The organism is Leptotrichia sp. oral taxon 417, from assembly GCF_013394865.1.
GTDB lineage: Bacteria > Fusobacteriota > Fusobacteriia > Fusobacteriales > Leptotrichiaceae > Leptotrichia > Leptotrichia wadei_A.
On sequence record NZ_JABXYV010000001.1, the window covers coordinates 1927918 to 1952575 of the forward strand.

18 protein-coding genes and 1 pseudogene are annotated in these 24658 nt (G+C 31.4%); 11 read left to right on the forward strand and 8 right to left on the reverse strand.

The genetic code is table 11. The annotated features are described in order from the left end of the window. Positions 1–181: 181 nt before the first annotated feature. Both HW276_RS08810 and ahpC read right to left on the reverse strand, forming a co-directional pair. Positions 182–814, reverse strand: coding sequence for a thioredoxin family protein (locus tag HW276_RS08810; RefSeq protein ID WP_010128384.1), 633 nt, complete (start codon positions 812–814; stop codon positions 182–184). A gap of 58 nt (positions 815–872) precedes the next feature. Next, positions 873–1439, reverse strand: a complete 567-nt coding sequence (gene ahpC, locus HW276_RS08815) for an alkyl hydroperoxide reductase subunit C (RefSeq protein ID WP_147004199.1) — start codon at positions 1437–1439, stop codon at positions 873–875. A gap of 288 nt (positions 1440–1727) precedes the next feature. Here ahpC and HW276_RS08820 point away from each other — a divergent pair, with 288 nt between their 5' ends. Beyond that, the gene (locus tag HW276_RS08820) at positions 1728–2825 is read left to right on the forward strand and encodes an RNA-guided endonuclease TnpB family protein (RefSeq protein WP_178938184.1); all 1098 of its coding nucleotides are present in this window, start codon (positions 1728–1730) and stop codon (positions 2823–2825) included. Positions 2826–2989: 164 nt separating this feature from the next. Here the strand turns inward: HW276_RS08820 and HW276_RS08825 are convergent, their stop codons facing one another. Together HW276_RS08825 and sppA are read right to left on the reverse strand one after the other, a co-directional pair. After that, entirely contained in the window at positions 2990–3847 is an 858-nt protein-coding gene (locus HW276_RS08825; RefSeq protein ID WP_178938185.1) for a YitT family protein, read from the reverse strand. Between the two features lie 218 nt (positions 3848–4065). Continuing rightward, positions 4066–5853: a signal peptide peptidase SppA gene (sppA, locus tag HW276_RS08830; protein ID WP_178938186.1), complete on the reverse strand. Its 1788-nt coding sequence runs from the start codon at positions 5851–5853 to the stop codon at positions 4066–4068. Positions 5854–6119: 266 nt separating this feature from the next. Between sppA and HW276_RS08835 the strand changes: the two genes are divergently transcribed. The 3 genes from HW276_RS08835 (at position 6120) to cobJ (ending at position 8629) form a co-directional block, all read left to right on the forward strand. Further along, a complete protein-coding gene (locus HW276_RS08835; protein ID WP_178938187.1) occupies positions 6120–6395 on the forward strand; it encodes an ACT domain-containing protein in 276 nt (91 codons plus the stop codon). 27 nt (positions 6396–6422) lie between these two features. Continuing rightward, the gene (locus tag HW276_RS08840) at positions 6423–7787 is read left to right on the forward strand and encodes a PFL family protein (RefSeq protein ID WP_147004203.1); all 1365 of its coding nucleotides are present in this window, start codon (positions 6423–6425) and stop codon (positions 7785–7787) included. Between the two features lie 92 nt (positions 7788–7879). Beyond that, the gene (gene cobJ / locus HW276_RS08845; protein WP_178938188.1) at positions 7880–8629 is read left to right on the forward strand and encodes a precorrin-3B C(17)-methyltransferase; all 750 of its coding nucleotides are present in this window, start codon (positions 7880–7882) and stop codon (positions 8627–8629) included. Between the two features lie 44 nt (positions 8630–8673). On the opposite strand, the gene adhE is transcribed toward cobJ, so the two are convergent. The 3 genes and pseudogenes from adhE to HW276_RS08860 form a co-directional block, all read right to left on the reverse strand. Next, entirely contained in the window at positions 8674–11301 is a 2628-nt protein-coding gene (gene adhE, locus HW276_RS08850; RefSeq protein ID WP_178938189.1) for a bifunctional acetaldehyde-CoA/alcohol dehydrogenase, read from the reverse strand. Between the two features lie 300 nt (positions 11302–11601). Continuing rightward, complete coding sequence (ppc, locus tag HW276_RS08855; protein WP_178938190.1) at positions 11602–14403, reverse strand: phosphoenolpyruvate carboxylase; 2802 nt, start codon at positions 14401–14403, stop codon at positions 11602–11604. A 162-nt stretch (positions 14404–14565) separates the two neighbouring features. After that, a pseudogene (locus HW276_RS08860) lies at positions 14566–14676 on the reverse strand (zinc ribbon domain-containing protein); the annotation flags it as partial. A 269-nt stretch (positions 14677–14945) separates the two neighbouring features. Here HW276_RS08860 and HW276_RS08865 point away from each other — a divergent pair. Genes HW276_RS08865 through HW276_RS08895 form a run of 7 tightly spaced genes read left to right on the forward strand, consistent with a single transcriptional unit; the run spans position 14946 to position 23473 of the window. Continuing rightward, positions 14946–17285 carry an endonuclease MutS2 gene (locus tag HW276_RS08865; RefSeq protein WP_178938192.1) on the forward strand — a complete coding sequence of 780 codons (2340 nt, stop codon included), beginning with the start codon at positions 14946–14948 and terminating at the stop codon, positions 17283–17285. A 30-nt stretch (positions 17286–17315) separates the two neighbouring features. Next, positions 17316–18518, forward strand: coding sequence for an AAA family ATPase (locus HW276_RS08870; protein WP_178938193.1), 1203 nt, complete (start codon positions 17316–17318; stop codon positions 18516–18518). Next, positions 18502–19167 (forward strand): retron system putative HNH endonuclease, encoded by a 666-nt coding sequence (locus tag HW276_RS08875; protein WP_178938194.1) that lies wholly within the window; start codon positions 18502–18504, stop codon positions 19165–19167. Before HW276_RS08870 ends, HW276_RS08875 begins: the two co-directional genes overlap by 17 nt. A gap of 50 nt (positions 19168–19217) precedes the next feature. Then, a complete protein-coding gene (locus HW276_RS08880; RefSeq protein WP_178938195.1) occupies positions 19218–19697 on the forward strand; it encodes a hypothetical protein in 480 nt (159 codons plus the stop codon). 57 nt (positions 19698–19754) lie between these two features. Next, positions 19755–21206 (forward strand): cysteine--tRNA ligase, encoded by a 1452-nt coding sequence (gene cysS, locus HW276_RS08885; RefSeq protein ID WP_178938196.1) that lies wholly within the window; start codon positions 19755–19757, stop codon positions 21204–21206. Between the two features lie 54 nt (positions 21207–21260). Then, complete coding sequence (gene coaBC, locus HW276_RS08890; protein WP_178938197.1) at positions 21261–22469, forward strand: bifunctional phosphopantothenoylcysteine decarboxylase/phosphopantothenate--cysteine ligase CoaBC; 1209 nt, start codon at positions 21261–21263, stop codon at positions 22467–22469. 38 nt (positions 22470–22507) lie between these two features. Then, positions 22508–23473 (forward strand): M23 family metallopeptidase, encoded by a 966-nt coding sequence (locus HW276_RS08895; RefSeq protein ID WP_178938198.1) that lies wholly within the window; start codon positions 22508–22510, stop codon positions 23471–23473. A 54-nt stretch (positions 23474–23527) separates the two neighbouring features. On the opposite strand, the gene aroC is transcribed toward HW276_RS08895, so the two are convergent. After that, positions 23528–24625: a chorismate synthase gene (gene aroC / locus HW276_RS08900; protein WP_178938199.1), complete on the reverse strand. Its 1098-nt coding sequence runs from the start codon at positions 24623–24625 to the stop codon at positions 23528–23530. Positions 24626–24658: the final 33 nt, after the last annotated feature.

The following is a 24658-nucleotide window of genomic DNA, read 5'->3' on the forward strand; positions in this document are numbered from 1 at the left end:
TTTTATACAAAAATTGTATCATAAGCATATCCTTTTTTCAATTTTTTTTATAAAAAAATGTACCTTTAAACATTAAGTCTATTGGTACATTTTTAGTTTTATGATTTCACAAGTTTTTTATTTTCTCTTTTTAAAAATTCTATTCTTTCAGATAAACCAATTTTGATTCTTTAATCTTATTTTAGGCATTAACAATAAGATTTATCAACTCTTCAATAGTTTTAGCACCAACTGATTTTTGCTCTCCATTTATAAATACAACTGGTACTGCCTGAATATCCTTTTCCTTCGCTTCTTCAAAGAATACTGCACTGTCAACCATTGTTACTGTAATATTCTTATTGTATGTTGAAATAAGATTTAAAGCTTGAACTACATCTGGACAATGTGTACAAGATAATGAAACAAACGTCTCAACATTTAAAGGCTTATTAACAGATTCAACTTTTGAAAGCTGATCTCCTTCTAACTTTTTCCCAAGTCCAGCCAATCCTAAAATTGCCAGAATAAAGCTGTTAAACTCGTGTCCGCCAGGAATTCCTGAAAAATTAATTCCAGTATTTTCTCCATCCTTTAAAAGTGTAAAAGATATTGGACGAGTGATATTCGCTTTATCCAAATCAGCCTTATCATTTTCAAACGATTTTTTCACATAGTTTACTTTTTCAGAAATTGCATCAACTTCCTGTAAAAAACTATCTAATTCCTTTGATTTTTCACTATCATCTAAAAATGCAGCTAATTCAATATTTGTGCTGATTTTATCAAAATAACCTTTTAACTGCTCTACAATATTACTATCTAATAAAGCCATTTTCCCTCCTTCTAAGTAATTTTTTACAATTTATTTTTTTATAATTATCATAAAATTTTTAGATTTTACCTACTAGATCTAATCCTGGTTTTAAAGTAGCTTCTCCTTCTTTCCATTTTGCTGGACAAACTAACCCTGGATTATCAGCTACGAATTTTGCAGCTTTTGCTCTTCTTACAAGTTCTGAGGCATCTCTTCCGATTCCTTCGTCATTTACTTCATAAGCAACGATTTTTCCTTCTGGATTTATAATAAATGTTCCTCTGTAGGCAAGTCCGCTTTCTTCATTTAATACTTCAAATTCTCTTGAAATAGCTTTTGTTGGATCTCCGATCATTGTAAATTTAACTTTTCCGATTGCTTCAGAGTGATCGTGCCAAGCCTTGTGTGTAAAATGAGTATCAGTACTTACTGAATAAACATTAAATCCTATTTTTTCCAATTCTTCCCTATGATCTTCCAAATCTTCCAATTCTGTAGGACATACGAAAGTGAAATCAGCTGGGTAAAAAACCACAACATTCCATTTTCCTAAAAAGTCCTTTTCAAAACTTACTTCTCTAAATTCTTCATTTTGGTAAGCTTGTGCTGTAAAGTTTTCAATTTTTTTTCCTATTAGTGACATAATTTCCTCCTAATTATTAATATTATTATTTTTAATTTGAAATGATTACAATTATTTCTTAGTTACATTATATCATAAAATAGAAATTTGTCAAATATTTTTTAACAAAAAGATAGCAAGAAGTCTCCAACTTCTACAAGTGGGAGATGAATTGCTTTTTTTTTATTGAAAAAAGGATACATCCATGATATAATTTTTGTATAAAATATCGAAGAGAAGTTATAAATAATAAAATTTCTAAAGGAATAATTAGAAATAATATTCAAAATCAAAAGGAGGTGTAATTTTATGAAATATAATTTAGCATTCAAATACAGAATTTATCCAAATAAGGAGCAGGAATTATTGATAAATAAGACTTTTGGATGTGTTCGTTTTGTTTACAATACGATTTTGTGTATCGCTAATAAAATTTATGAAGAAACTGGAAAAAATAAAATAATTACACCTGCCAGTTTGAAAAGTGAAAATCAATTTTTAAAAGAAGTAGACAGTTTGGCACTTTCAAATGCTCAATTGAATGTAAAACGATCGTTTATGAATTTCTTTCAAAAGAGGGCAAAATTTCCAAGGTTTAAATCTAAAAAGAATAATGTTAAAAGTTATACGACAAATTGTGTGAATAATTCGATACGAATTGAGAAAGGTAAATATTTGATTTTGCCAAAATTGAAAAAAGTAAAATTGAAATATCATAGAGAAATACCAAAGGATTATAAAATAAAGTCGGTAACATTGACAAACAGCAATGGAAATTATTATGTTTCTGTTTTGACAGAATTTGAAAAAGAAATTCAAAAAATGTCAAGTAATGATAAAGTGATTGGACTTGATTTTTCAATGTCTGAATTATTTGTCAGTTCTGAAAACCAAAGGGCTGATTATCCAAAATATTTTAGAATGCTGGAGAAAAAATTGAAAAAATTACAGAAATCATTGTCAAGAAAAGTGAAATTTTCTAAAAATTGGTATAAGCAAAAAGCGAAAATATCAAAATTGCATGAGTATATCAAAAATTGTCGAAGAGATTTTTTGCATAAATTATCGAAAAAATTGTCTGAAGAATATAATGCTGTGGTTGTTGAGGATTTGAATATGAAAGGGATGAGTCAGGCATTAAATTTTGGAAAAAGTGTAGGAGATAATGGATGGGAAATGTTTTTGAAAATGCTTGAGTATAAGTTGATGTTTTTAGGGAAACAATTTTTGAAGATAGATAAGTGGTTTCCATCGTCAAAAACTTGTAATAAATGTGGAAACGTTAAAGAGGAACTGAAATTATCGGAAAGAAGTTATAAATGTGAGTGCTGTGGGATTGAAATTGATAGAGATTATAATGCGGCATTAAATATAAAAAATATTGGAAAATCAATGTTGAAATATTAAGAAAGTAAAAGAAAACAGGGCAGGGACTGTCCGAAGAGCTTGGTAAATATATTTGGCTAGTAAAAGCAGGTACTTCCCAAGAAGCTCCCGCTTCTAAAAGCGAGAGTAGTTCACCATTTTATTTTATAACCTTTGATTTTATTTCAAAATTCTTTTTTTCAACGCTAATGCAGCTGGTCAAATCCTTCACCAAAGACTTTTGTAGTATCTGTAACTGTAACAAAAGCAGTAGGATCATGTGCCTTTAAAAATTTTCTTAGCTGTATAAACTGCCTTCTCTCAATAATTGTAAGCAAAATATCCTTTTCAGCTCCAGAATATCCTCCAACTCCCTTTAAAATCGTACATCCCCTATCAAAGTCCCTTAAAATATAATTTAACACAACATCCTTATTGGAAGTAATAATCATAATCTGTTTACGTGAATTAAATCCCTCTATAAATTTATCTGTAATGAATCCTGTCACATAAACACTTAACAGTCCCACAAGCCCCAATTCCACACCAAATGCAAAAATCGCCAAAAGAGTAACGATAGCGTCAACAATGAAGCTGGACATTCCATAGCCAATGTGGCAATACTTGTTAATAATTCTCGCAATTATTGAAGTTCCGCCTGTGGAAGACTCATATAAATAAATAATTGTTATTCCTAAGGCACAAATTGCACTTCCAAAAACTGTGGCTAGAAATATGTCTTTAGTAATAGTGTAATTGGGATAAAATTTTTCAAAAAAAGAAAGAAAAAAAGATAAAAGCACAGTTGCATAAATGCTCTTAAATCCAAATTGTCCGCTAATTACAATAAAAGCTAAAGCGAATAAAATTAAATTGCTAATAGCGACAAAAAGCCCTGTGGGAAAGCCGAATAAGCTGTTTATAACCAGGGCTAGCCCTGTTACTCCTCCACTTGCTATTTTATTTGGGAAAAAGAAAAACTGCAATCCCATTGCAAGAAAAAGAGTTCCTAATCCGATTAAAAAATATTCCTTGATTAATTTAAAAATTGTTTTTTTATTCATAAAATGCTCCTTTCACCAAAAAATAAAAAAAGATAAATACAGTAAAACTGTCTTAAAACTGAACTTGAAAACTATAATTATTTCACTCAAAACTTAAATTTATATAATCTTTAATAGCTGCTTTAATAGCTTTATTTTAAATGAGTTCGATTATAAAATAAAAAAACGAAGCTACTTTAAAATACTATTCTTTTTTTCGCTTCGCTTAAATTTACTTATTAATATAGATTCAATTTATATGTTAAATAATATAATGGTTTGTTTTGATTCTGCACTGCGAAATCATATTCATTGAATGCATTTTTGGCTTGTGGAATATTTTTTTGAAGTTGTGCAGATAAACTGAATTTTTCAGCAATCATTTTTGTAAGAGCTTTTAACTTTTTAGAAAGATCTTCTTCCAAATAAATATTTTCCACAGCATAATTATTACGTAATCCCAAATCTCTTGCCATTATTTTTATAACCTCATCAAGACTTGCAATTCCATCAACTAAATTTATATTTTTAGCTTCATCACCAAGCCATATTTTACCTTGTGCATAATTTTCAAGAGTATTTTCATCAATTTTACGGCTTTTAGAAACACGTGACTTAAATTCGCTGTATGTTTCCTGCATTGATTGGGTGATTTTATCACGAGATTCTTGAGATAATGGTGCAAAACTATCATTAATGTCTGAATATTTACCCTTTGATATTGAATTTGAATGAACTCCAAATTTTTCTTGTGCATTGTAGAATTTCGGAATCATTGAAACTACGCCGATTGAGCCTGTAATTGTGGCACTGTTGGCAAATACCTTATTTCCTGCCATTGAGATGTAGTAACCTCCAGAAGCTGCAGTATCTGACATTGAAACATAAATTGGAATATTTAACTTTGTCAATTCCTGATAGATTACTTCAGAAGCTAGAGCTGAACCTCCGCCTGAATTTACACGAAGCACGATACCTCTTAAATTTTTAGTTTTCATTGCCTTTTCAACTTTTTCTAAAATATTGTCTGGAGTTATGACACCTTCTGTAGCTCCATCTGGATCATACATAATCGAACCTTCGGCATAAATTACAGCAATAGTACCATTTCTAGGATTTCCGATTTTTTCATCCTTTACCCTTTTTTCATAATAGTCAGTAATATCTGCAACATTGTCTTCACGAATATTCAAACGTTTTGTAAAATCAGAAAATTGTTCCAGCTTGTCAACTAAATTTTTATCACGTGCGGCAAATGGTGTCAAATTAGTATCATTTCCATTCACAATATCATCATTTAGCGTATTCTTGTCAATTTTACGATTTTTAGAAATATCTTCAATAAATTTGCCATATCTATTTTCCAAGATTCTTGTAAGTTCAGAACGTAATTCAGGAGTCATCTCATTTCCAGTATAATTTTCCCCATAAGACTTGTAATTTCCAATACGGACAACTTCCATATTTACTCCTAGCTTATCAAAAAGACCTTTATAATACATATCTGAATAATGATAACCTGTCAAATCCAAACTTGCTGAAGCAGATGGAATCATTACAACTTCATTTGCAATGGAAGCTAATTTATAATTGGCATTTGTAATATAAGCTCCAAAAGCATATATTTTTTTATTATTTGCCTTCAATTCTTCAAATTTCTTTGATAATTCCTCCACTTTTGCAGATGACAGATTTACTGTATCTAAAGCAATGATAACTCCTTTTACCTGATTATTTTTCTTTATATCATCCAAACTATTTAAAACATCCATATAGGATAAATTTTCTCTATCTGAAAGAAAATCTGAGCCTATAACTTTATCCTCAGTAACGTCAGAAACATTGAAAAGTATATATTCATAGCTTTTTTTCGCATTTTCATTTTTATTTTTTGAACTGACAATAGCAATTATTGACATTCCGATAATAAAAATTATTAGTATTGACAATGAAAGTTTTAAAAAAAATGAATATATTTCTTTTCCTGTAAATATTAAAAACTTTTTGAAAAAATCCCAAAATTTCATTTTTATTTTCCTCCTTGCATCTATGTGATTTAATAATTTATAATTTGTAAAAGTTTAAAAAGTTTTGTTAAAATTTGAATTTTCCTTTATATTCTATCACTTTTATTTTTACAATCATCTATTTTATGCATAGCCATAAGTATGACAAATTATATCACTTTACAAAATAAATATCAATAAATTTTCTGCTTGCTAAATATCTAAAATTATGCGATAATTTAACATATAAATATAAAAAATTTAAATTTGAAAATGGAGGACTGAAAATGAACGACAGAATTGTTATTACAGTTATTGGAGCGGATAAAACAGGAATTGTTGCAAATGTTTCAACAAAATTAAGTGAATTGAGTTTAAATATTATCGATATTACGCAAAAGGTTTTTGAAGATGATATTTTTGCGATGATTATGCTTGTAGAAGCGCCTAAAAATACAGATATTAAAAAACTTCAAGAAGAATTTAAAGTTTTTGAAGATAAAATAGGCGTAAGAGTTTTCCTGCAACATGAAAATATTTTTAAAACTATGCACAGAATATAGTTTGTTATTAAAACTTAGGAGGAAAAAATGAATTTATTACCTGATGAGATACTGGAAACGATAGATATGGTTGAAATGCAGCATCTTGATGTAAGAACTGTAACAATGGGAATAAGCCTGCTTGACTGCATTAACGCAAGTGCAGAAAAAACAGCAGAAAATATCTATAACAAAATTATAAAAAATGGAAAAGACTTGGTAAAAATCGCCAATGAAGTGGCAAGCAAATACAATATGCCAATCATAAACAAAAGAGTTTCAGTTACTCCAATTTCAATAATTGGAAATGCAACAGATGCACAAGATTACACAATTTTTGCAAAAGCTCTTGATAAAGCGGCAAAGGAAATTGGAATTGACTTTATTGGAGGGTTTTCAGCTCTTGTTGACAAAGGCTTTACAAAAGGCGATATTAATCTTATAAACAGCATTCCAAAAGCTCTTTCAGAAACTGACAGAGTCTGCTCATCTGTAAACGTAGGTTCTACAAAATCTGGAATTAATTTGGATGCAGTAAAAATGATGGGAAAAACTGTAAAAGACTTGGCTGAACTTTCAAAGGATAATGATGGATTAGCGGCAGCAAAATTTGTTGTATTTACAAATGCAGTTCCTGACAATCCATTTATGGCAGGAGCATTTCACGGAGTGGAAAATCCAGATGTTGTGCTAAATGTCGGGATCAGCGGACCTGGAGTTGTAAGACATACACTTGCAAATATTTCAAAAACTGCAAAAATTGATGAAATAACAGAAGCAATTAAAAAAGTAAGTTTCAAAATTACAAGAATGGGAGAACTAATCGGAAAGGAAGTTGCCGAAAGACTTGGAGTTGAATTTGGAATAATCGATTTATCACTTGCACCGACTCCAGCTGTGGGAGACAGTGTTGGAAATGTTCTGGAAGAATTTGGATTAGAATCAGTTGGAGCTTATGGAACAACACTTGCACTTGCAATATTAAATGATGCTGTGAAAAAAGGCGGAGCAATGGCTGCAACTCGTGTTGGAGGCTTAACAGGAGCATTTATCCCAGTAAGTGAAGATCAGGGAATGATAGAAGCTACAAGTAAAGGTTATTTAACACTTGAAAAATTAGAAGCAATGACTTGTGTATGCTCTGTTGGACTTGATATGATCGCTATTCCAGGAGATACTTCAGAAGCTGTAATTTCTGGAATAATAGCTGATGAAATGGCAATTGGAATGGTAAATACAAAAACTACTGCAGTCAGAGTAATCCCAGTTCCAGGTAAAAAAGCTGGAGATAGAGTGGTATTTGGCGGACTTCTTGGAGAAGCTGATATAATAAATATAAATAATTTAGATTGTTCAGTATTAATAAACCGTGGTGGAAAAGTAGCGCCTCCAATTCAGGCTTTAAAAAATTAATTTATAAATAAAAAATATGAAGATAAGAAAGTTAGGATTTATTCTTGACTTTCTTTTTAAGCTGTAAATAAAAATAAAAACAAGGAGATAGAATGAGTAAAAACGGAAAAATTTATGTAGTAGGAATTGGACCTGGAAAAAAGGCAGATATGACTTTTAAGGCTTATGAAGCGATGGAAAATAGCGACATTATCGTAGGATATAAAACCTATACTGATTTGGTTAAAAAATATTTTCCAAGTACTGAAATTAAAAGTTCCAGTATGATGAAGGAAGTTGACAGATGTATAGAAGTCTTAGAACTTGCAAAAGATGGGAAAAATGTAGCTTTGATTAGTAGCGGAGATGCTGGAGTTTATGGAATGGCTGGAATTATGTATGAAGTAATTGATGAAAATGATGATGTAGAAGTTGAAGTAATCGCAGGAGTTACAGCGACAAATGCCGCAGCCGCAATTGTTGGAGCCCCAATTATGCACGATTATGTAACAATTAGCCTAAGCAATCTTTTAACAGACTGGGAATTGATAAAAAGACGTCTAGAATTGGCAGCGCAAGGTGATTTTATCGTAAGTTTATATAATCCAAAAAGTAAAGGGCGAACAACACAAATTGTGAAAGCACAGCAAATTATGCTAAAATATAAGTCAAAAGATACTCCAGTTGCGATTGTAAGAAATGCAGGACGTGAAAACGAAGAATATGAAATTACAACACTTGAAAATATGCTTGATTTTGAAATAAATATGCTTACAATTGTGTTAATTGGAAATTCAAATACTTATGTAAAAAATGGAAAAATGATTACACCTAGAGGATATGAAAAAAAATATGAATATTAATTTTAAAAAGGGATAATCTCAAATTGAGAAAATCCCTTCTTTAATTAAAAATTTAAAATTTTTGCTACTCTTTCCTTTTCGTTTTCCCATTCTTTTCCATAGTAAGATTTTAAGTAAATTTCTCTTAATTCTTCTATCAATGGGTATCTTGGGTTAGCCGATGTACATTGGTCATCAAAGGCTTCCAGCGACATTTCATCTACTGCTTCCAAGAAATCCTTTTCTGGGATTCCCCATTCTTTAATAGTGGCAGGAATACCAATTTTTTTATTTAATTCGTTAATTCCTTTAATTAAATTTTCTAACTTTTCTTCTTTAGTATTTCCACCAAATCCTAAATGTTCTCCCATTTCAGCATATCTTTGCATTGCATCAGGATATCTGTATTGCGGGAATAATCCCATTTTTGTTGGAGCTTCAGCTGCATTATAACGGATTACTTCTTCAAGAATTATTGCATTTGCTATACCGTGAGGAATATGGAATTTTCCTCCAAGTTTATGTGCAAGCGAGTGATTTATTCCTAAAAATGCATTTGCGAAAGCCATTCCAGCAAGACAAGATGCATTTGCCATTTTTTCCTTTGCCTTAATTGCTCTTGCACCTAATTCCACTGATTCTGGCAAGTATTTGAATACAAGTCTTGCCGCTTCTTTTGAATATGGTTTTGTGTATTCTGTCGCCATAACTGAAACATAAGATTCAAGCGCATGCGTAAATACATCAATTCCAGAAGCTACTGTAAGTCCTTTTGGCATTGTAAGCATAAGTTCAGGATCGTTAATTGCTACATTTGGTGTCAATGCATAATCTGCAAGCGGATATTTAATTCCTGTTTCATCATCTGTAATTACAGAAAATGGAGTTACTTCTGAACCAGTTCCTGCTGAAGTTGCAACTGCGATAAATTTAGCTTTTTTACCCATTTCAGGGAATTCAACGATTCTCTTTCTAATGTCCATAAATCTCATTGCAAGATCTCTAAATCTTAATGTTGGATGTTCATATAGTACCCACATAATTTTAGCGGCATCCATTGCAGAACCTCCACCAAGGGCTATAATAACATCTGGATTATATTCAAGCATAGCCTTTGCACCAGATTGAGCTGAACTTAATGTTGGATCTTCCTTTACTTCAGAGAATATTCTGTAATCAATATTCAAGCTGTCTAATACTTTTGTAATATGTTCTGCATAACCTAATTCTGCTAATACTTTATCTGTTACAATAAATGCTTTTTTATGTTTTCCTTTTAATTCTTCCAAAGCAGTTGGCAATGAACCATATTTGAAATAAACTTTTTCAGGAACTCTGAACCATAACATATTTTCTCTTCTTTCTGCGATTGTCTTTACATTTAACAAATGTTTTACTCCTACGTTTTCTGACACGGAATTTCCTCCCCACGAACCACATCCAAGTGTTAATGACGGCTCTAATTTAAAGTTAAATACATCTCCGATTGCTCCAAGTGAAGCTGGCATATTAATTAATGTACGCCCTGTTTTCATCAATCTTCCAAATTTATCTATTTTTTCTTTTTCTGCTAAATTGATATACAATGAAGAAGTATGTCCCAATCCTCCAAGTTTTACCAATTCATCAGCTTTTCTAAGCCCATCTTCAAAATCTTCAGACTTATACATTGCAAGCACTGGAGATAATTTTTCGTGCGCAAAAGGTTCTTCCATTCCAGTTGAAGTTACTTCTCCAATTAGCACTTTTGAACTTTTTGGAATTTCAAATCCTGCCATACTTGCGATAATATAGGCGCTTTTACCAACTATATCCGCATTCAGGCTTCCATTTTTAAATAATACTTCCCTCACTTTATCCAATTCCTCTTCATTTAAGATATAAGCTCCTCTATTTAAAAACTCATTTTTAACTTTGTCATAAATTTCCTTGTCTATAATTACAGATTGTTCTGTTGCACAAATTACTCCATTATCAAATGTTTTAGACATTAAAATATAGTTTGCCGTCATTTTTATATCTGCTGATTTGTCTATTACAACTGGCGTATTTCCAGCTCCAACTCCAATCGCAGGAGTTCCAGATGAATAAGCGGCCTTAACCATTCCAGGCCCACCTGTTGCAAGTATCAAGTCGGCATTTGCCATAAGTTCTCTTGACAATTCTACGCTTGGTTCATCAATCCATCCGATGATATCTTTTGGCGCTCCATATTTTACTGCTGTTTCCAAGGCAATTCTAGCTGTTTCAATTGTTGCCTGCTTTGCTCTTGGGTGCGGTGAAAATATTATTGCATTTCTTGTTTTCAATGAAATTAATGTTTTAAACATTGCTGTAGAAGTTGGGTTTGTTGTAGGTACAATTCCTGCGATAATTCCTATTGGAGTTGCAATTTTTTTTACTCCATAAGATCTGTCATCTTCCAAAACTCCACAAGTTTTTTCATCTTTGTATTTATTGTAAATATATTCAGAAGCAAAGTGATTTTTTATAACTTTATCTTCCACAATTCCCATTCCAGTTTCTGCCACTGCCAAATTTGCCAGTGTAATTCTTTCATCATTCATTTTTTGAGCTACTTTTCTAAAAATCTTATCGACTCTTTCCTGATCAAATGTTGCAAATTCCTCCTGAGCCTTTCTAACCCTTTGAATAAGATCCTTCAAACTCTCTAAATCCTTAACTATTGCCATTTTTCCTCCTAAAATAAAGCATGTATTTTATAATTCCATTTATACTATAATAATACTCTATTTTCTAAAAAAACTCAAGTTTTTTTTTTCACTTTTTAATTTTATGCTATTTTTAGTGGAATAGTTATAAGTTTTTTTGAAAATTATTAAGAGCTTTTGTCAGCATAATATAAAGTATAATTTTTTAAATGAAATTTAATATTAATATTTATTTTTTGCAAAAAAAGAAACTATTCCAATTTTTATTCTAGAAATAGTTTCTTTATTTTTAAATATCTTTATTACTTAATTTTTACAAAATTATCCACTGTTACGAAGTCCTGTTGCAAGTCCATTTATTGAAATGTGGATGGCTTTTTTAAGTTCTTCTGAATCATCTCCAGCTCTTGAACGTTTTATTAATTCAATTTGCAAATAATTCATTGAATCAAAATATGGCAGACGGTTTCGCAAACTGCTTACTAATTCTGGGTTATCTGCAAGTAAAACGTCGTTTCCTGTAATTTTTTTCAGAACGTCAATTGTCAAAATCCATTCTTTTGCAATTTCCTTAAAGATTTTTTGTGCAGTTTCCTGATCACTTGCTAATTTTACATATTCAGAAAAAATTGATAAATCAGATTTTGACAAAACCATATCTACATTTGAAATTGTAGAACGGAAAAATGGCCATTCCTTATACATTTTCTGTAAAATTTCCAAGTTTTTGTCATTATTGTTAATCCATTTTGTAAATGCTGTTCCGACACCGTACCATCCTGGAAGCATTATTCTAGCTTGCGACCAAGAAAATACCCACGGAATTGCTCTTAAACTTTCTAATGACTGTGTTTTCTTACGTGAAGATGGTCTTGAACCGATATTTAACCCGGCAATGAAGTTTATTGGAGTAACTTCAAAAAAGAAATCTGAAAATCCATCTGTATTGTAAACTAAGTCTCGATAAGCATGATAACTCAACTCTGAAACATCTTCTATTATTTTTTCATATTCTTCCCAATTTGCATCTTCTACTGTCAATGCACTTGATTCAAGGGCTGCTGAAACTAATGCTTCCAAGTTTTTCAACCCTAAATCTGGATTTCCATATTTTGCACCGATTACTTCCCCTTGTTCTGTAAGTCTGATTGTTCCATCTGTACTTCCTTCAGGCTGCGCTAAAATGGCTTCGTAACTTGGACCTCCACCACGTCCGACTGTTCCGCCACGTCCATGGAAGAATGAAATTTCCACATCAAATTCACGTCCAATTGCAGTCAATTCCTTTTGCGCCTTATATAATGACCAGCTTGAACTTAGATATCCTCCATCTTTGTTACTGTCTGAATATCCTAGCATAACTTCCTGTTTTCTTCCCTTTTTATCCATCCATTTTTTCACTAATGGCAAATTAAACCATTTTCTCAAAATATCAGGAGCTGCAACTAAATCTTCAACTGTTTCAAAAAGTGGCACAATTTGCAAATCACAAAATTCATTTCCTTCGTTTCCTTTTGCAAGATTAGCTTCCTTTAATAAAATAGCTATTTCAAGCATATCCGAAACACTCGTTGCATGGGAAATCAAATTTTTTTCAATGATCTTATCTCCAAAACGATCTCTTAATGATTTTGCTTTTCTGTAAATTGCAAGTTCTGAAGCTAATGTTTCACTTTGCGGAATTGTCGGATCACTTAAAATTCTAGGATCATACTCTAATTCCCTTAATAAAATTTCACATCTTGCATCTTCTGACAAACTTAAATAATCTCCTAAAATATTTGCACTTTTTAAAAGTTCTGCAACACACACTTCATGAACACTTGAATCCTGTCTTAAATCAATTGTTGCAAGATGGAATCCAAATATTTTCGTAGCGCTGATCAAATTATTTAATTTTCCTTGTATCAAAAACTCACTATTGTTCTTTTTAAGCGATTCTGCCACAATTACCAGGTCTTTCGTAAATTCGCTTGCTGATTTATAAGGTATGTCAATTCCATTTTTTCTTCTTGGAGGCAATAAATCACAGTTATAATCGCACAAATTGTAAGCTGTGGCAAGCAATCTGTCTGTTATTGCTGTTAAAGCACGACGGTATGGCTCACGTGTACGGTGAGGCGAAACTTCTCCAGAAGCATCGGCTAACTTTTGCAATTCTTTAGTAACATTTGTCATGGCAATTGACATTGACAAATCCCTATAAATTTCACGGACTACATCTAAATAGTGCTGGAATAATTTGATAGCCTGCTCTTGTGCCGATGTTTCAAGTGTATTTACTGTAACATAAGGATTTCCATCCCTGTCTCCACCAATCCACATTCCCATTGTAAGTGGAATCAATGCTTGGGATTTCATTTCAGAATTTCCTAATTTTTTTGAAATTTCCTGAAATTTATTCATCAATCGTGGAACTTCATTGAAAAATGTGATGTTATAATAACTTAAAGCATTGCTTATTTCATCTGTAACACGTAGTTTTGTAGCCCGCAGCATTGCAGTTTGCCACCAGATTTGAATACCACGGCTCAAGTCATTTAGCCATTCATTTTCATCAATTTGATGTAATTTTACATTTTCATATTTATCCAGAATATCCGTTAATTTTTTTGTCAAATCCAAGATACTTTTTCTTTGTACTTGAGTCGGATGCGCTGTCAATACAGGAACAATCGAAACCTTTTCCATAGCCTTTAATATTTTATCTTGACTAATTCCCTTACTTTTCAAATTTTTTAATGATTTCTCAAGCGACCCAATTTGCAGCTTATTGGAAATCTTTGCATATCGCTGTTCATGAGTTTGATACACATCTTCAGCAATATTGGCAAGAGCCGAAAAAATCGAGAAACTTCTTATCACTCTTAAAATTTCTACATCAGTAAGGTCTGAACAAAAAGACGATAAATTTTTTCTAGCCTCTTGTTTTTGTGTCTTATAATATTTACTCGAAGCCTCCTTTAACTTCTCAGTAACTTCATAAATATGCAATCCTGCATACCTAAAAATCGTTTCTCCAAGCAAATTGGAAAACAGCTCATTATGAAGGAGCAGATCCTCCTGATGCTTATCCAGTTTTACTGACGGTAAAGGAGTTATTGGTAAATTCTTTAAATCCATTTATTTCACACTCTCTTTCTTTTGTAGTACTTTTGTATATTTAATTAATTTGTGAACTACTCCCGCTTTTAGAAGCGGAAGCTTCTTGGGAAGTATCTGCTTTTGTTAGCCAAATATATTTACCAAGCTCTTCGGGCAGTCCCTGCCCTGTTTTTTTATTTCCTAATATTTCAACATTTCTTTTCTAACACCTCTTATATTCAATGCTGCATTGTAATCTCTATCAATTTCAATTCCGCAGCACTCACATTTATAACTTCTCTTCGATATTTTATACAAAAATTATATCATGGATGTATCCTTTTTTCAATAAAAAAAAGCAATTCATCTCCTGCTTGTAGAAAGCTCTTACTATCTTTTTGTTAAATAGCAATTTTAAATTATTGAAAAATATGCTATAATTTTAGTAAAAAAGGTCAAGTAAGAATATGGCCTCTAATGCTCTTGCGTTAAAAAAATTACAAATATAATTGAAAAAACTATTATTTAGTTAAAAATAGCTTTTTAGATAAATAATTTAATGATATTGGAAAAGAGGAAAAATGAAAAAAAATTATGATGTATTGGAATTTTATAAAATAATTAATGAACTTATTGATTTATCAAGATTGGAAAAGACTAAGGAGAAGTTTTTAGATATTGACATTATAAAGGAAAAGTCGATTTTAGACAGGGAACTTATGCTTATGAAGGAGATGATTGACTTTTATAAGTATGATGACGGACTGGAACTTGCGGGGCTTGCGGATATTACTAAAATGATGAATTCTATTGATATTATTGGATCTTATTTGAGTGTTGAGGATTTGGCGACTTTGAAGAAGAATTTGACAATTTTTAGGATTTCTAAAAGCCGGGCTAAAAATGTGAGGGATAAATATAAGACAATTTGGAATTTATTTAGTGATGTTGAGGAAGTTAGGGAAATTGAAAATTTTATTTCAGAAGCAATTAATGATGAAGGTATTTTAAAAGATGATGCTTCGATTGGACTTCGAGATGTCAGAAGACAGAAACAAAATATCAATGCGAATATCAAGGAAAAATTTGATGAGCTGATTTCCAATAAAAATACACAAAATGCAATTCAGGAAAGAATAGTAACCCAAAGAAACGACAGATACGTAATTGCTGTAAAAACTGATTTTAAAGGCCTTGTAAAAGGGATAGAGCACGATAGGTCTGCAACTGGAAGCACAGTTTACATTGAACCTTTAAACATTGTTTCGTTGAATAATAAATTACGTGAATATGAAGCTCGTGAACGTGAGGAAATCAGGAAAATATTGCTTAGAATTACAGAAATTATAAAAACTAAAAAGGAAGAAATTCTGGAAATCAAGGAAATTCTGGAAAGACTGGACTTTATTGATGCCAAAACGACTTATTCAGTTAATAAAAAATGTATCGTTCCAAAAATTATTAACAAGGAATATTTGAAACTGGTTGAGGCAAGACATCCGTTAATTGATGAAAATACAGTTGTACCAATTAATTTTGAGCTTGGAAACCCTGAAAATATAATGCTTATAACAGGACCTAATACTGGTGGAAAAACGGTAACATTGAAAGTGGCTGGACTTCTTACAATTATGGCACTATCTGGTATTCCAATTCCCGCAAATGAAAAAACTGAAGTTGGATATTTTCACAATGTATTAGCGGATATTGGGGATGAACAAAGTCTGGAGCAAAATTTATCCTCATTTTCAGGGCATGTTAGCAAAATAAAAGATATAATTGAACATGCAAGCAGTAAATCACTTGTATTAATGGATGAATTAGGAAGCGGAACTGACCCAATGGAAGGAGCGGCTTTTGCAATGGCAATCATTGATTATTTGAACAAGAAGCACGTAACTTCAATAATTACAACCCATTACAGCGAAGTAAAAGCCTATGCCTTTAACACAACAGGAATTAAAAGCGCCTCAATGGAATTTAATGTGGAAACATTGTCACCAACATACAGATTACTGGAAGGAATACCTGGAGAAAGCAACGCTCTTATAATTGCAAGAAAATATGGGATTAGCGAAGAAATTATTGAAAATGCAAAAAGTTATATAAGTGAAGATAATCAGCGAGTTGAGGAAATGTTAAAATCCATAAAGGAAAAAAATGATAAATTGGAAATGATGCATGCGCAATTGGAGGCAACAAGAGCCGAACTTGATAAACAGAAAAACATTTACGAGCAAAAAATGGTAAAACTCGAAAATGAAAAAAATGAAATTATAAAACGTGCCTACGAAGAAGCCGACAATTACCTGAAAAATATGCAGGCAAAAGCCAAAAATCTGATTGACAAAATTAACAGCGAGGAATCTAAAAAAGAAGATGCCAAAAATGCTCAAAGAAGCCTGAATATGCTACGTGAATCATTCATTACAGACAAAAAGAAAAATGTAAAGGAAAAGAAAATTATCACTCAAAATGTAGATTTTGCCATTGGGGAAGAAGTGCTTGTAAAAACAATGAATCAAAATGGAAAAATCTTGAAATTAATGCCAGATAACCGCATTCAAGTGCAAACTGGAATATTAAAGCTGGTTGTATCAACTGATGACATTGTAAAAATTCAAAAGAAAAAAACAAATAAATTTAAAAACTTCGCCTCACTAAAACGAACTTCCCAAGTCCGAGGAGAAATCGACCTACGTGGAATGAACGCCGATGAAGCAATCGCAGAACTTGAAACTTATATGGATAGAGCAATGCTCACAGGGTATCATGAAATCTATATAATTCACGGAAAAGGAACAATGGTTTTAAGAAAGAAGATTCATGAATATTTAAGAACTTCAAAATATGTGGCAGAATTTAAGGATGCTAATCAGAATGAAGGGGGAGTTGGGTGTACGGTAGTTACTTTGAAGTAGGACATTTGATTTAAAGGAGAATGAAAATTTATGAAAATCAAAAATCTTCATATAAAAGAATTTAAAGGATTGAGAGATATATCTATAAATTTTGAAAAAAATGATAAGCCGTTAGATTTAGTAGTTTTAGCAGGTTCAAATGGAAGTGGGAAAACTAGAATATTAGAAAGTATATTAGATTATTTTCAAAAAATTGTAAATCATACAGAAAATAAAAATGTAGCAGGGGTATTTTTTGAAACAGATGAACAAAATTGTCTAAACCAAGGTTATGATTCAAACATGTTGTACTTAATATTAAATTATTATAATGATGAAAATAATGTTGAAAGAGGACGTAAGGTTGTTGAAGAAAATTTAAAAGTTTTCCCCAAAATAATTTATGTGCCAACAGAGACAAATTTTCAAAAAGTAGAAATCGCTTCTCCTATGTTAGTTAGAGAATATAAGTTTTTAAACATTGTAGATACGGAATTAATAAAAGATGTGCCTTCCTACATAGCGACAAAAATTATAGAAATGGCTAATGATCAGGAAGATACTCCAATGCAAGAAATAAGGACAGCTGTATTCAAAGAAATAAATGAGATTTTTGAAATATTGGATTTAGATATAAAAATTTCAGGAATTTCTAAAAATGCAAAAAGTATACCGATTTTCACAAATTCTTCAGGAGATAAATTTGATATAAATGAATTGTCTTCTGGGGAAAAGCAGTTATTTTTACGTACTTTAGCTATAAGAATGTTAAATCCTGAAAATTCTATTATTTTGATTGACGAGCCAGAACTTTCATTGCATCCGAAGTGGCAACAAAGAATTGTTGATGTCTATAGAAAAATTGGGAAAAATAATCAGATAATTATTGCAACACATTCGCCACATATTTTGGGGAGTGCGAGAAAAGAGAATATTATGTTGCTGGATAAGGATGATGAAGGGAAAATTGTGGTTAGGACTGGGGATGAGTTGTATGATTCTTATGGACAGCCGACGGATAGAGTGTTGAAGGATATTATGGGCTTGGAAACTACTAGAAATCCTAAAGTGTTTAAGTTGTTGGAAGAGGCTGGGGAGTTAGTGGATAAAAATGAATATGAGAGTGAAGAATTTAAAACTAAATATAAAAAATTACGAGAAATATTAGGTAATAAGGATGAGGATTTGCTTTTAATGGATATGGATATTCAAATTAGAAAAAAACGAGGTTTGAAAAATGTTGAAAGTAAATAAAAAGGATGAACCAGAATTTTTTTCAGAGTTCAAAAGAAAGAAAAATCCTAAACACTGGGATGTTCTTAATAAACCAGAGAATCTTCATATAAAACCAGAGTTAAAATCTTATATGTTAAAAAATGAACAAAAAATAGGAGATAAAAGTTACTGTCCTTATTGTGAAATGATACTGTTTTTTGAAGATAATGATTTAAAAGAAGATAAAAAAAGCCATATAGAACATATAAAACCAAAAAGTAAATTTGCCAATCTCACTTTTGATTACAGAAATTTTTTAACATCCTGTTCAGAAAACAAAACATGTGGGCATAAAAAACAATCTACTTGGGATAATAAATTATTTATAAATCCAGTTGAAGAAAATCCAGAAGAATATTTTTCATATAGTATAAGAACAGGTAAAATTATTCCAAAAAAAGAAACTGGACTTGAATACGAGAAGGCAATAAAGACAATTGAAATTTTAAATTTAAATGAAAATAAATTATGTGATTATAGAAAAAGTTATATAAATCAGATATTAAATAGCATTAAAAACTCAAGAAATAATGATGAAAAAATAGAAATTATAAATTATTTTGATGAACTTCCAACATTAAAAAAGTTTTTAATAGGAAACATTAAAATTTTAGAAGAAATGATTTGAAAATAATACAAATTATTAAAAATCGAGGTTTAATTATGGGGAAAATAACTATGATATTTTTATTATTTGGAACATTGCTTTTTTCAGAAAATTATCCAAAAGAAAAAATAATACGAACTATCGAAAAAAATGAAAAATATGAATGTATTCCTGATAAAAAAGTAAGGAAAATTGGATGGGAATTAAATGGACAGTCTTTTATTGGGCATTTGGATGAGAATGGGGAACGGTATGGGGAATTTAAGGAAGTAAATGATGATGCTCTTAGAGAATGCTATTTAGAAGATGAGTATATTAATTATTATAAAAATCGATATTTTTATAAGGAAAATAAAAAAATATCATTGATTGTCAGTTATGGTGAGAAAAAAGATAACATTCAGTTAATATTAAAAAATACAAAAGATATAAGGGAAGTATATTTTTTTGAGCGAAAAGGTAAGAAATATAAAAGGAAAAATTTGATAATGACATTTGATCCAGCTATTATTTTTTATCCTAGTGATTTAATAAAAGAAAAATCGGAATAACTAAAATTAAATGAGCTAAAATAAATTAAAAGTTTTCAAAAGCAGGGAGAATAAAAAATGAAACTTTACAATACAATGACAAATAAAATTGAAGAATTTAAGACAATAGAAGAAAATAAGGTAAAAATGTATGTTTGCGGACCTACTGTCTATAATTACATACATTTGGGGAATGCACGTCCGATTGTGGTTTTTGATACGTTGGCACGATATTTTAAATATAAAGGGATGGAAGTTGATTATGTGCAGAATTTTACGGATGTGGACGATAAGATTATAAACAAATCAATTGAAGAAGGAATTTCTGCAAGTGAAGTTTCAGAAAAATATATAAAGTGTTTTTTTGAAGATATTAACAGGCTGAATATTCTTGAAAGTGTGAAAAGACCTAAGGTTACTGAGAATATGGCAGAAATTATTGAGATTATTCAAAAATTGATTGATAATGGGTTTGCTTATGAGAAAGATGGGGATGTTTATTTTGAGGTGAAGAAGTATAAGGATTATGGGAAATTGTCGAATCAGAAAATTGAGGAGCTGGAACTTGGGGCTAGGATTGATGTATCAGAAATAAAGAAAAATCCGATGGATTTTGCACTTTGGAAAAAGAAAAAAGATGGAGAGCCATTTTGGGTGTCGCCTTGGGGTGAAGGACGTCCTGGGTGGCATATAGAATGTAGTGCGATGGCAAAGAAATATCTTGGGGACACGTTTGATATTCATGGTGGTGGACAGGATTTGGTTTTTCCACATCATGAAAATGAGATTGCCCAAAGCAAGTGCGCTTATCATGGAAATTTTGCAAATTACTGGCTTCATAACGGATTTATTCAGATAAATGGCGACAAGATGTCAAAATCACTAGGAAATTTCTTTTTGCTTCGTGAAATACTTGAAAAATTTTCCGGGAATGTAGTAAGGCTTTTTATTTTAAGCACGCATTATAGAAAGCCGATTAACTTTTCATTCGAGAATATGGAAGATACAAAAAAGGCATTGCAAAATATTGTGAAATCAATGAATAAATTTGAAGGCATTGTTGAAAAATATAAGAATGAAAAAACAGCAGATATTAAGAATTTGGATTTTTCTCAAAAAATTGATGAGTTTGATAAAAAATTTGAAGAGGCGATGGATGAGGATATGAATACACCACAGGCATTGGCGACTATTTTTGATCAGATCAGGGAAACGAATAAATTTATTTCTGTAAATAAAGATGAACTTTCTACAATTTATGCTGAAATAGAAAAATCTTATGAATCTTTAAAAAGAAAAATAGGAAATGTTTTTGGAATAGAAATTGAAATGGAAAATTCTGCAAAGGAAGAAGATGGAGAAAATATGGAATTGACTAAAAAATTAATTGAATTGCTGATAAAATTACGAAGTGAGGCAAGAAGCGAGAAAAATTTCAAATTATCTGATGAAATTCGGGATGAATTGAAGGGACTTGGAGTGGAAATTAAGGATAATCGTGATGGAACGACAGATTATGACTTTGTGTAATTTGAGATTGAATTTGAATAGAATCTGAAAAATTTTGGAAAAATGAGGAAAAATATGAAAAATATTTTAGTAGGAGTTACAGGTGGAATTGCAGCATATAAGTCAGCTGGGATTGTGTCGCTTTTGAAAAAGAAGGGATATAATGTGAAAGTTGTGATGACTGAGAATGCTACGAAAATCATTGGACCTTTGACTCTTGAAACTTTATCAAGAAATAGGATTTATGTGGATATGTGGGACAGTAATCCGCATTATGAGGTGGAGCATATTTCACTTGCGGATTGGGCGGATGTTGTTTTGATTGCACCTGCGACTTATAATATAATTGGAAAGGTAGCAAATGGGATTGCAGATGATATGCTTACAACAGTTATTTCTGCTGTTTCAGTAAGAAAGCCAGTATTTTTTGCTTTGGCAATGAATGTGAATATGTATGAAAATCCGATTTTAAAAGAAAATATTAATAAGTTAAAATCTTTTGGTTATAGGTTTATTGATGCAGAAGAAGGCTTACTTGCTTGCAATTATAGTGCAAAAGGAAGAATGAGCGAGCCAGAAGATATTGTCGATGAAATAGAAAGATACAGTATTTTTTCAAAAATAAAAAATTTTGATACTGCACTAAAAGGCAAAAAAATTCTTATAACAAGCGGAAGAACAAAGGAAAATATTGATCCTGTAAGATACTTGTCAAATAATTCAAGTGGAAAAATGGGATATTCACTTGCTCAGGCGGCTGTTGATTTGGGAGCGGAAGTAACGTTAATTAGCGGTCCTACGGATTTGAAAGTTCCAAATGGACTTGAAAACTTTATTTCTGTGGAATCGGCGCTGGAAATGTATGAGAAAGTGGATGAATATTTTAAAAATACCGATATTTTCATAGCTTGTGCGGCAGTTGCTGATTATAGACCAAAGGAATACAAAAAGGAAAAAATAAAGAAATCTGATGCGGATCTTGTTATAGAATTGATTAGAAATCCTGATATTTTGCTAGAGATGAGCAAGAAGAAAGAAAAACAGCTATTAGTTGGATTTGCGGCAGAAACTAACGATATAAGGGAAAATGCCTTGAAAAAACTGGAAAAGAAAAATTTAGATATTATAGTGGCAAATAATGCGTCTGTAATGGGCAGCGATGAAAATGTGATTGAGATTATTAAAAAAGATAGGACTTCGGTGGAAATTAGTCAGAAAAGTAAGATTGAGTTGGCTTATGATATTTTAAATGAGATTATTTGTGAATTGGAAAAAAATAAATAAAAGAAGGAGTGGCTATACAAATTTAGCGAATTAATGTTATGGATAATGAAAAGAAAAATGTAAATAGAGTTTTGAATGAAAAGAAAGAAAATCTAGAAAAGAAAAATTCAAAATCTAGAAAAAAAACAGGAATAATTTTAGGAATAACGGCTTTATTGATTTTAGGAATTATAATTTTGGGGATGATATTTGGCAGAAAAAACATTAATTTTGGAAATATTGCGACTGAAGATGAAGATGATAAAATTTTTAGAATTAATCCAGTAAAAGATCCACAAGTTACGTATTACAATTTTCGTGGAGAAGTTTATCCTGACTGGGCTAAATTTGGGCTTACTCGAAGCAATGGAGCAAGAGGGCATCAAGGAATTGACATTTTTGCATTGCCGGGAACGGATGTTTATGCTGTGCTAGATGGTAAAATTGTGGACATGTATGTAGATAAGAAAGGATATGGGTTAAATCTTTATTTGGAAGTTGATCCAAAGGAACTTGAAAAAATAAAAAGAAAGAATTATAAACCGAAATTAAGTGCCAGAGAAATGGATTACAGCAGTAATTATAACCCAGGTACAATGCAGATAAAATATATTAGATATTGCCATTTGAGTAAAGTGAATGTAAAAATTGGAGATACAGTAAAAGCTGGACAAGTGATTGCCAAGACAGGGACAACTGGAAATGCGAGCGGAACTCATGCTCCTCATGTTCATTTTGAAATAGCTTTTGAAATGCGTGGAAGAGGACTTACAAACAGAGTCGATCCAGAAATGTACTTTAAAATAAAAAATGGAAATCAAATGACAAAACAAGAAATAAAGATACAAACTGAAGCGGCTAAAACAGAATGGTTTGAACCAAAAGGCTATGATATTGGATTTAGAGATAAGAGTATATTTTTAGAAAAAAAAGATGATTTGCATAAAAATGAAAAAATAATAGATAAAGCTAAAAATGACAAAAATTTAAAAAAAGCGGACTTAAAAAAGGTAAAAAGAAAATAAGGCGAAAAGAGCAAGGGACATTAAATCTCTTGCTTATTTATTATATTTTTTTATTTACAATGAACGTTTTTTAGCTTCCAAAACTCTGTCTAAAATCACAATCGCCGTAGCCGCCTCCAATACTGGCACTGCTCTCGGCACTATTATTGGATCATGTCTTCCATGCACTTCCAAAATATCATTCTGTTTTGTTTCAAGATTTACAGTTTTTTGAGCTTTTTCAATCGAAGCTGTCGGCTTTATCGCCACTTTAAATGAAATTGGCATTCCAGTCGTTATTCCCCCTATAATTCCACCATTATTATTTGTAAATGATTTTATTTCTCCATTTTCATCAAAATACATCTCATCATTTGCTTCATATCCAGTCATTTCTGTAATTCCAAAACCTGCCCCAAACTCTATTCCCTTTGTAGCTGGGACGGAAAAAATCATTCTCGAAAGTTCACTTTCCATCGACTCAAAATACGGATCTCCTATTCCTGCTGGAAGTCCTGTAACCATAATTTCTACAATTCCACCAAGCGAATCCTTTTCTTCCCTAGCTTTTTCCACAGCCTTCTCAATTCTTTCCACAATTTCCTCATTCAACACAGGCAAAGTCATATTTCTCAATTTATCAATATTTTCCTGTGTAATATCACTTTCTAAAAAATCCCTATCTTCAATATCCTTCGCCGATTTAATATGTGCCGCAACCAAAATTCCATGCTCCTTCAAAATCTGCTTTGCAATCGCCCCAGCAAATACAAGTGAAGCCGTTATCCGTCCTGAGAAATGCCCACTTCCCCTAATATCATTGAACCCATTATATCTGTTAAATCCACTCCAGTCTGCATGCCCTGGTCTAGGTTTTCTCTTCAATTCACTGTAATCTTTTGACCGCTGATTAGAATTTCTAACAATCATCGCAAGTGGCGTTCCAGTCGTTCTTCCATCAAAAAATCCACTCAAAATCTCAAATTCATCTTTTTCCACTCTAGGCGTTGTCAATTTTGATCTTCCAGGTGCTCTTCTTTTCATTTCCTGCGAGATAAATTCTAAATCCAGTTCAGTTCCCGCTGGAATTCCGTCAATATTCACTCCCAATGCCGTTCCATGCGATTCTCCAAACAATGAAATTCTATAATTTTTTCCAAAATTTGCTCCCATTTTCTAGCTCCTTCTCTTTTTTAAATTTAAAAT

Coding starts and splice junctions, on each gene's coding strand:
- HW276_RS08810 (WP_010128384.1), bottom strand. CDS start 814: ATGGCTTTATTAGATAGTAATATTGTAGAGCAGTTAAAAGGTTATTTT.
- ahpC (WP_147004199.1), bottom strand. CDS start 1,439: ATGTCACTAATAGGAAAAAAAATTGAAAACTTTACAGCACAAGCTTAC.
- HW276_RS08820 (WP_178938184.1), top strand. CDS start 1,728: ATGAAATATAATTTAGCATTCAAATACAGAATTTATCCAAATAAGGAG.
- HW276_RS08825 (WP_178938185.1), bottom strand. CDS start 3,847: ATGAATAAAAAAACAATTTTTAAATTAATCAAGGAATATTTTTTAATC.
- sppA (WP_178938186.1), bottom strand. CDS start 5,853: ATGAAATTTTGGGATTTTTTCAAAAAGTTTTTAATATTTACAGGAAAA.
- HW276_RS08835 (WP_178938187.1), top strand. CDS start 6,120: ATGAACGACAGAATTGTTATTACAGTTATTGGAGCGGATAAAACAGGA.
- HW276_RS08840 (WP_147004203.1), top strand. CDS start 6,423: ATGAATTTATTACCTGATGAGATACTGGAAACGATAGATATGGTTGAA.
- cobJ (WP_178938188.1), top strand. CDS start 7,880: ATGAGTAAAAACGGAAAAATTTATGTAGTAGGAATTGGACCTGGAAAA.
- adhE (WP_178938189.1), bottom strand. CDS start 11,301: ATGGCAATAGTTAAGGATTTAGAGAGTTTGAAGGATCTTATTCAAAGG.
- ppc (WP_178938190.1), bottom strand. CDS start 14,403: ATGGATTTAAAGAATTTACCAATAACTCCTTTACCGTCAGTAAAACTG.
- HW276_RS08865 (WP_178938192.1), top strand. CDS start 14,946: ATGAAAAAAAATTATGATGTATTGGAATTTTATAAAATAATTAATGAA.
- HW276_RS08870 (WP_178938193.1), top strand. CDS start 17,316: ATGAAAATCAAAAATCTTCATATAAAAGAATTTAAAGGATTGAGAGAT.
- HW276_RS08875 (WP_178938194.1), top strand. CDS start 18,502: ATGTTGAAAGTAAATAAAAAGGATGAACCAGAATTTTTTTCAGAGTTC.
- HW276_RS08880 (WP_178938195.1), top strand. CDS start 19,218: ATGATATTTTTATTATTTGGAACATTGCTTTTTTCAGAAAATTATCCA.
- cysS (WP_178938196.1), top strand. CDS start 19,755: ATGAAACTTTACAATACAATGACAAATAAAATTGAAGAATTTAAGACA.
- coaBC (WP_178938197.1), top strand. CDS start 21,261: ATGAAAAATATTTTAGTAGGAGTTACAGGTGGAATTGCAGCATATAAG.
- HW276_RS08895 (WP_178938198.1), top strand. CDS start 22,508: ATGGATAATGAAAAGAAAAATGTAAATAGAGTTTTGAATGAAAAGAAA.
- aroC (WP_178938199.1), bottom strand. CDS start 24,625: ATGGGAGCAAATTTTGGAAAAAATTATAGAATTTCATTGTTTGGAGAA.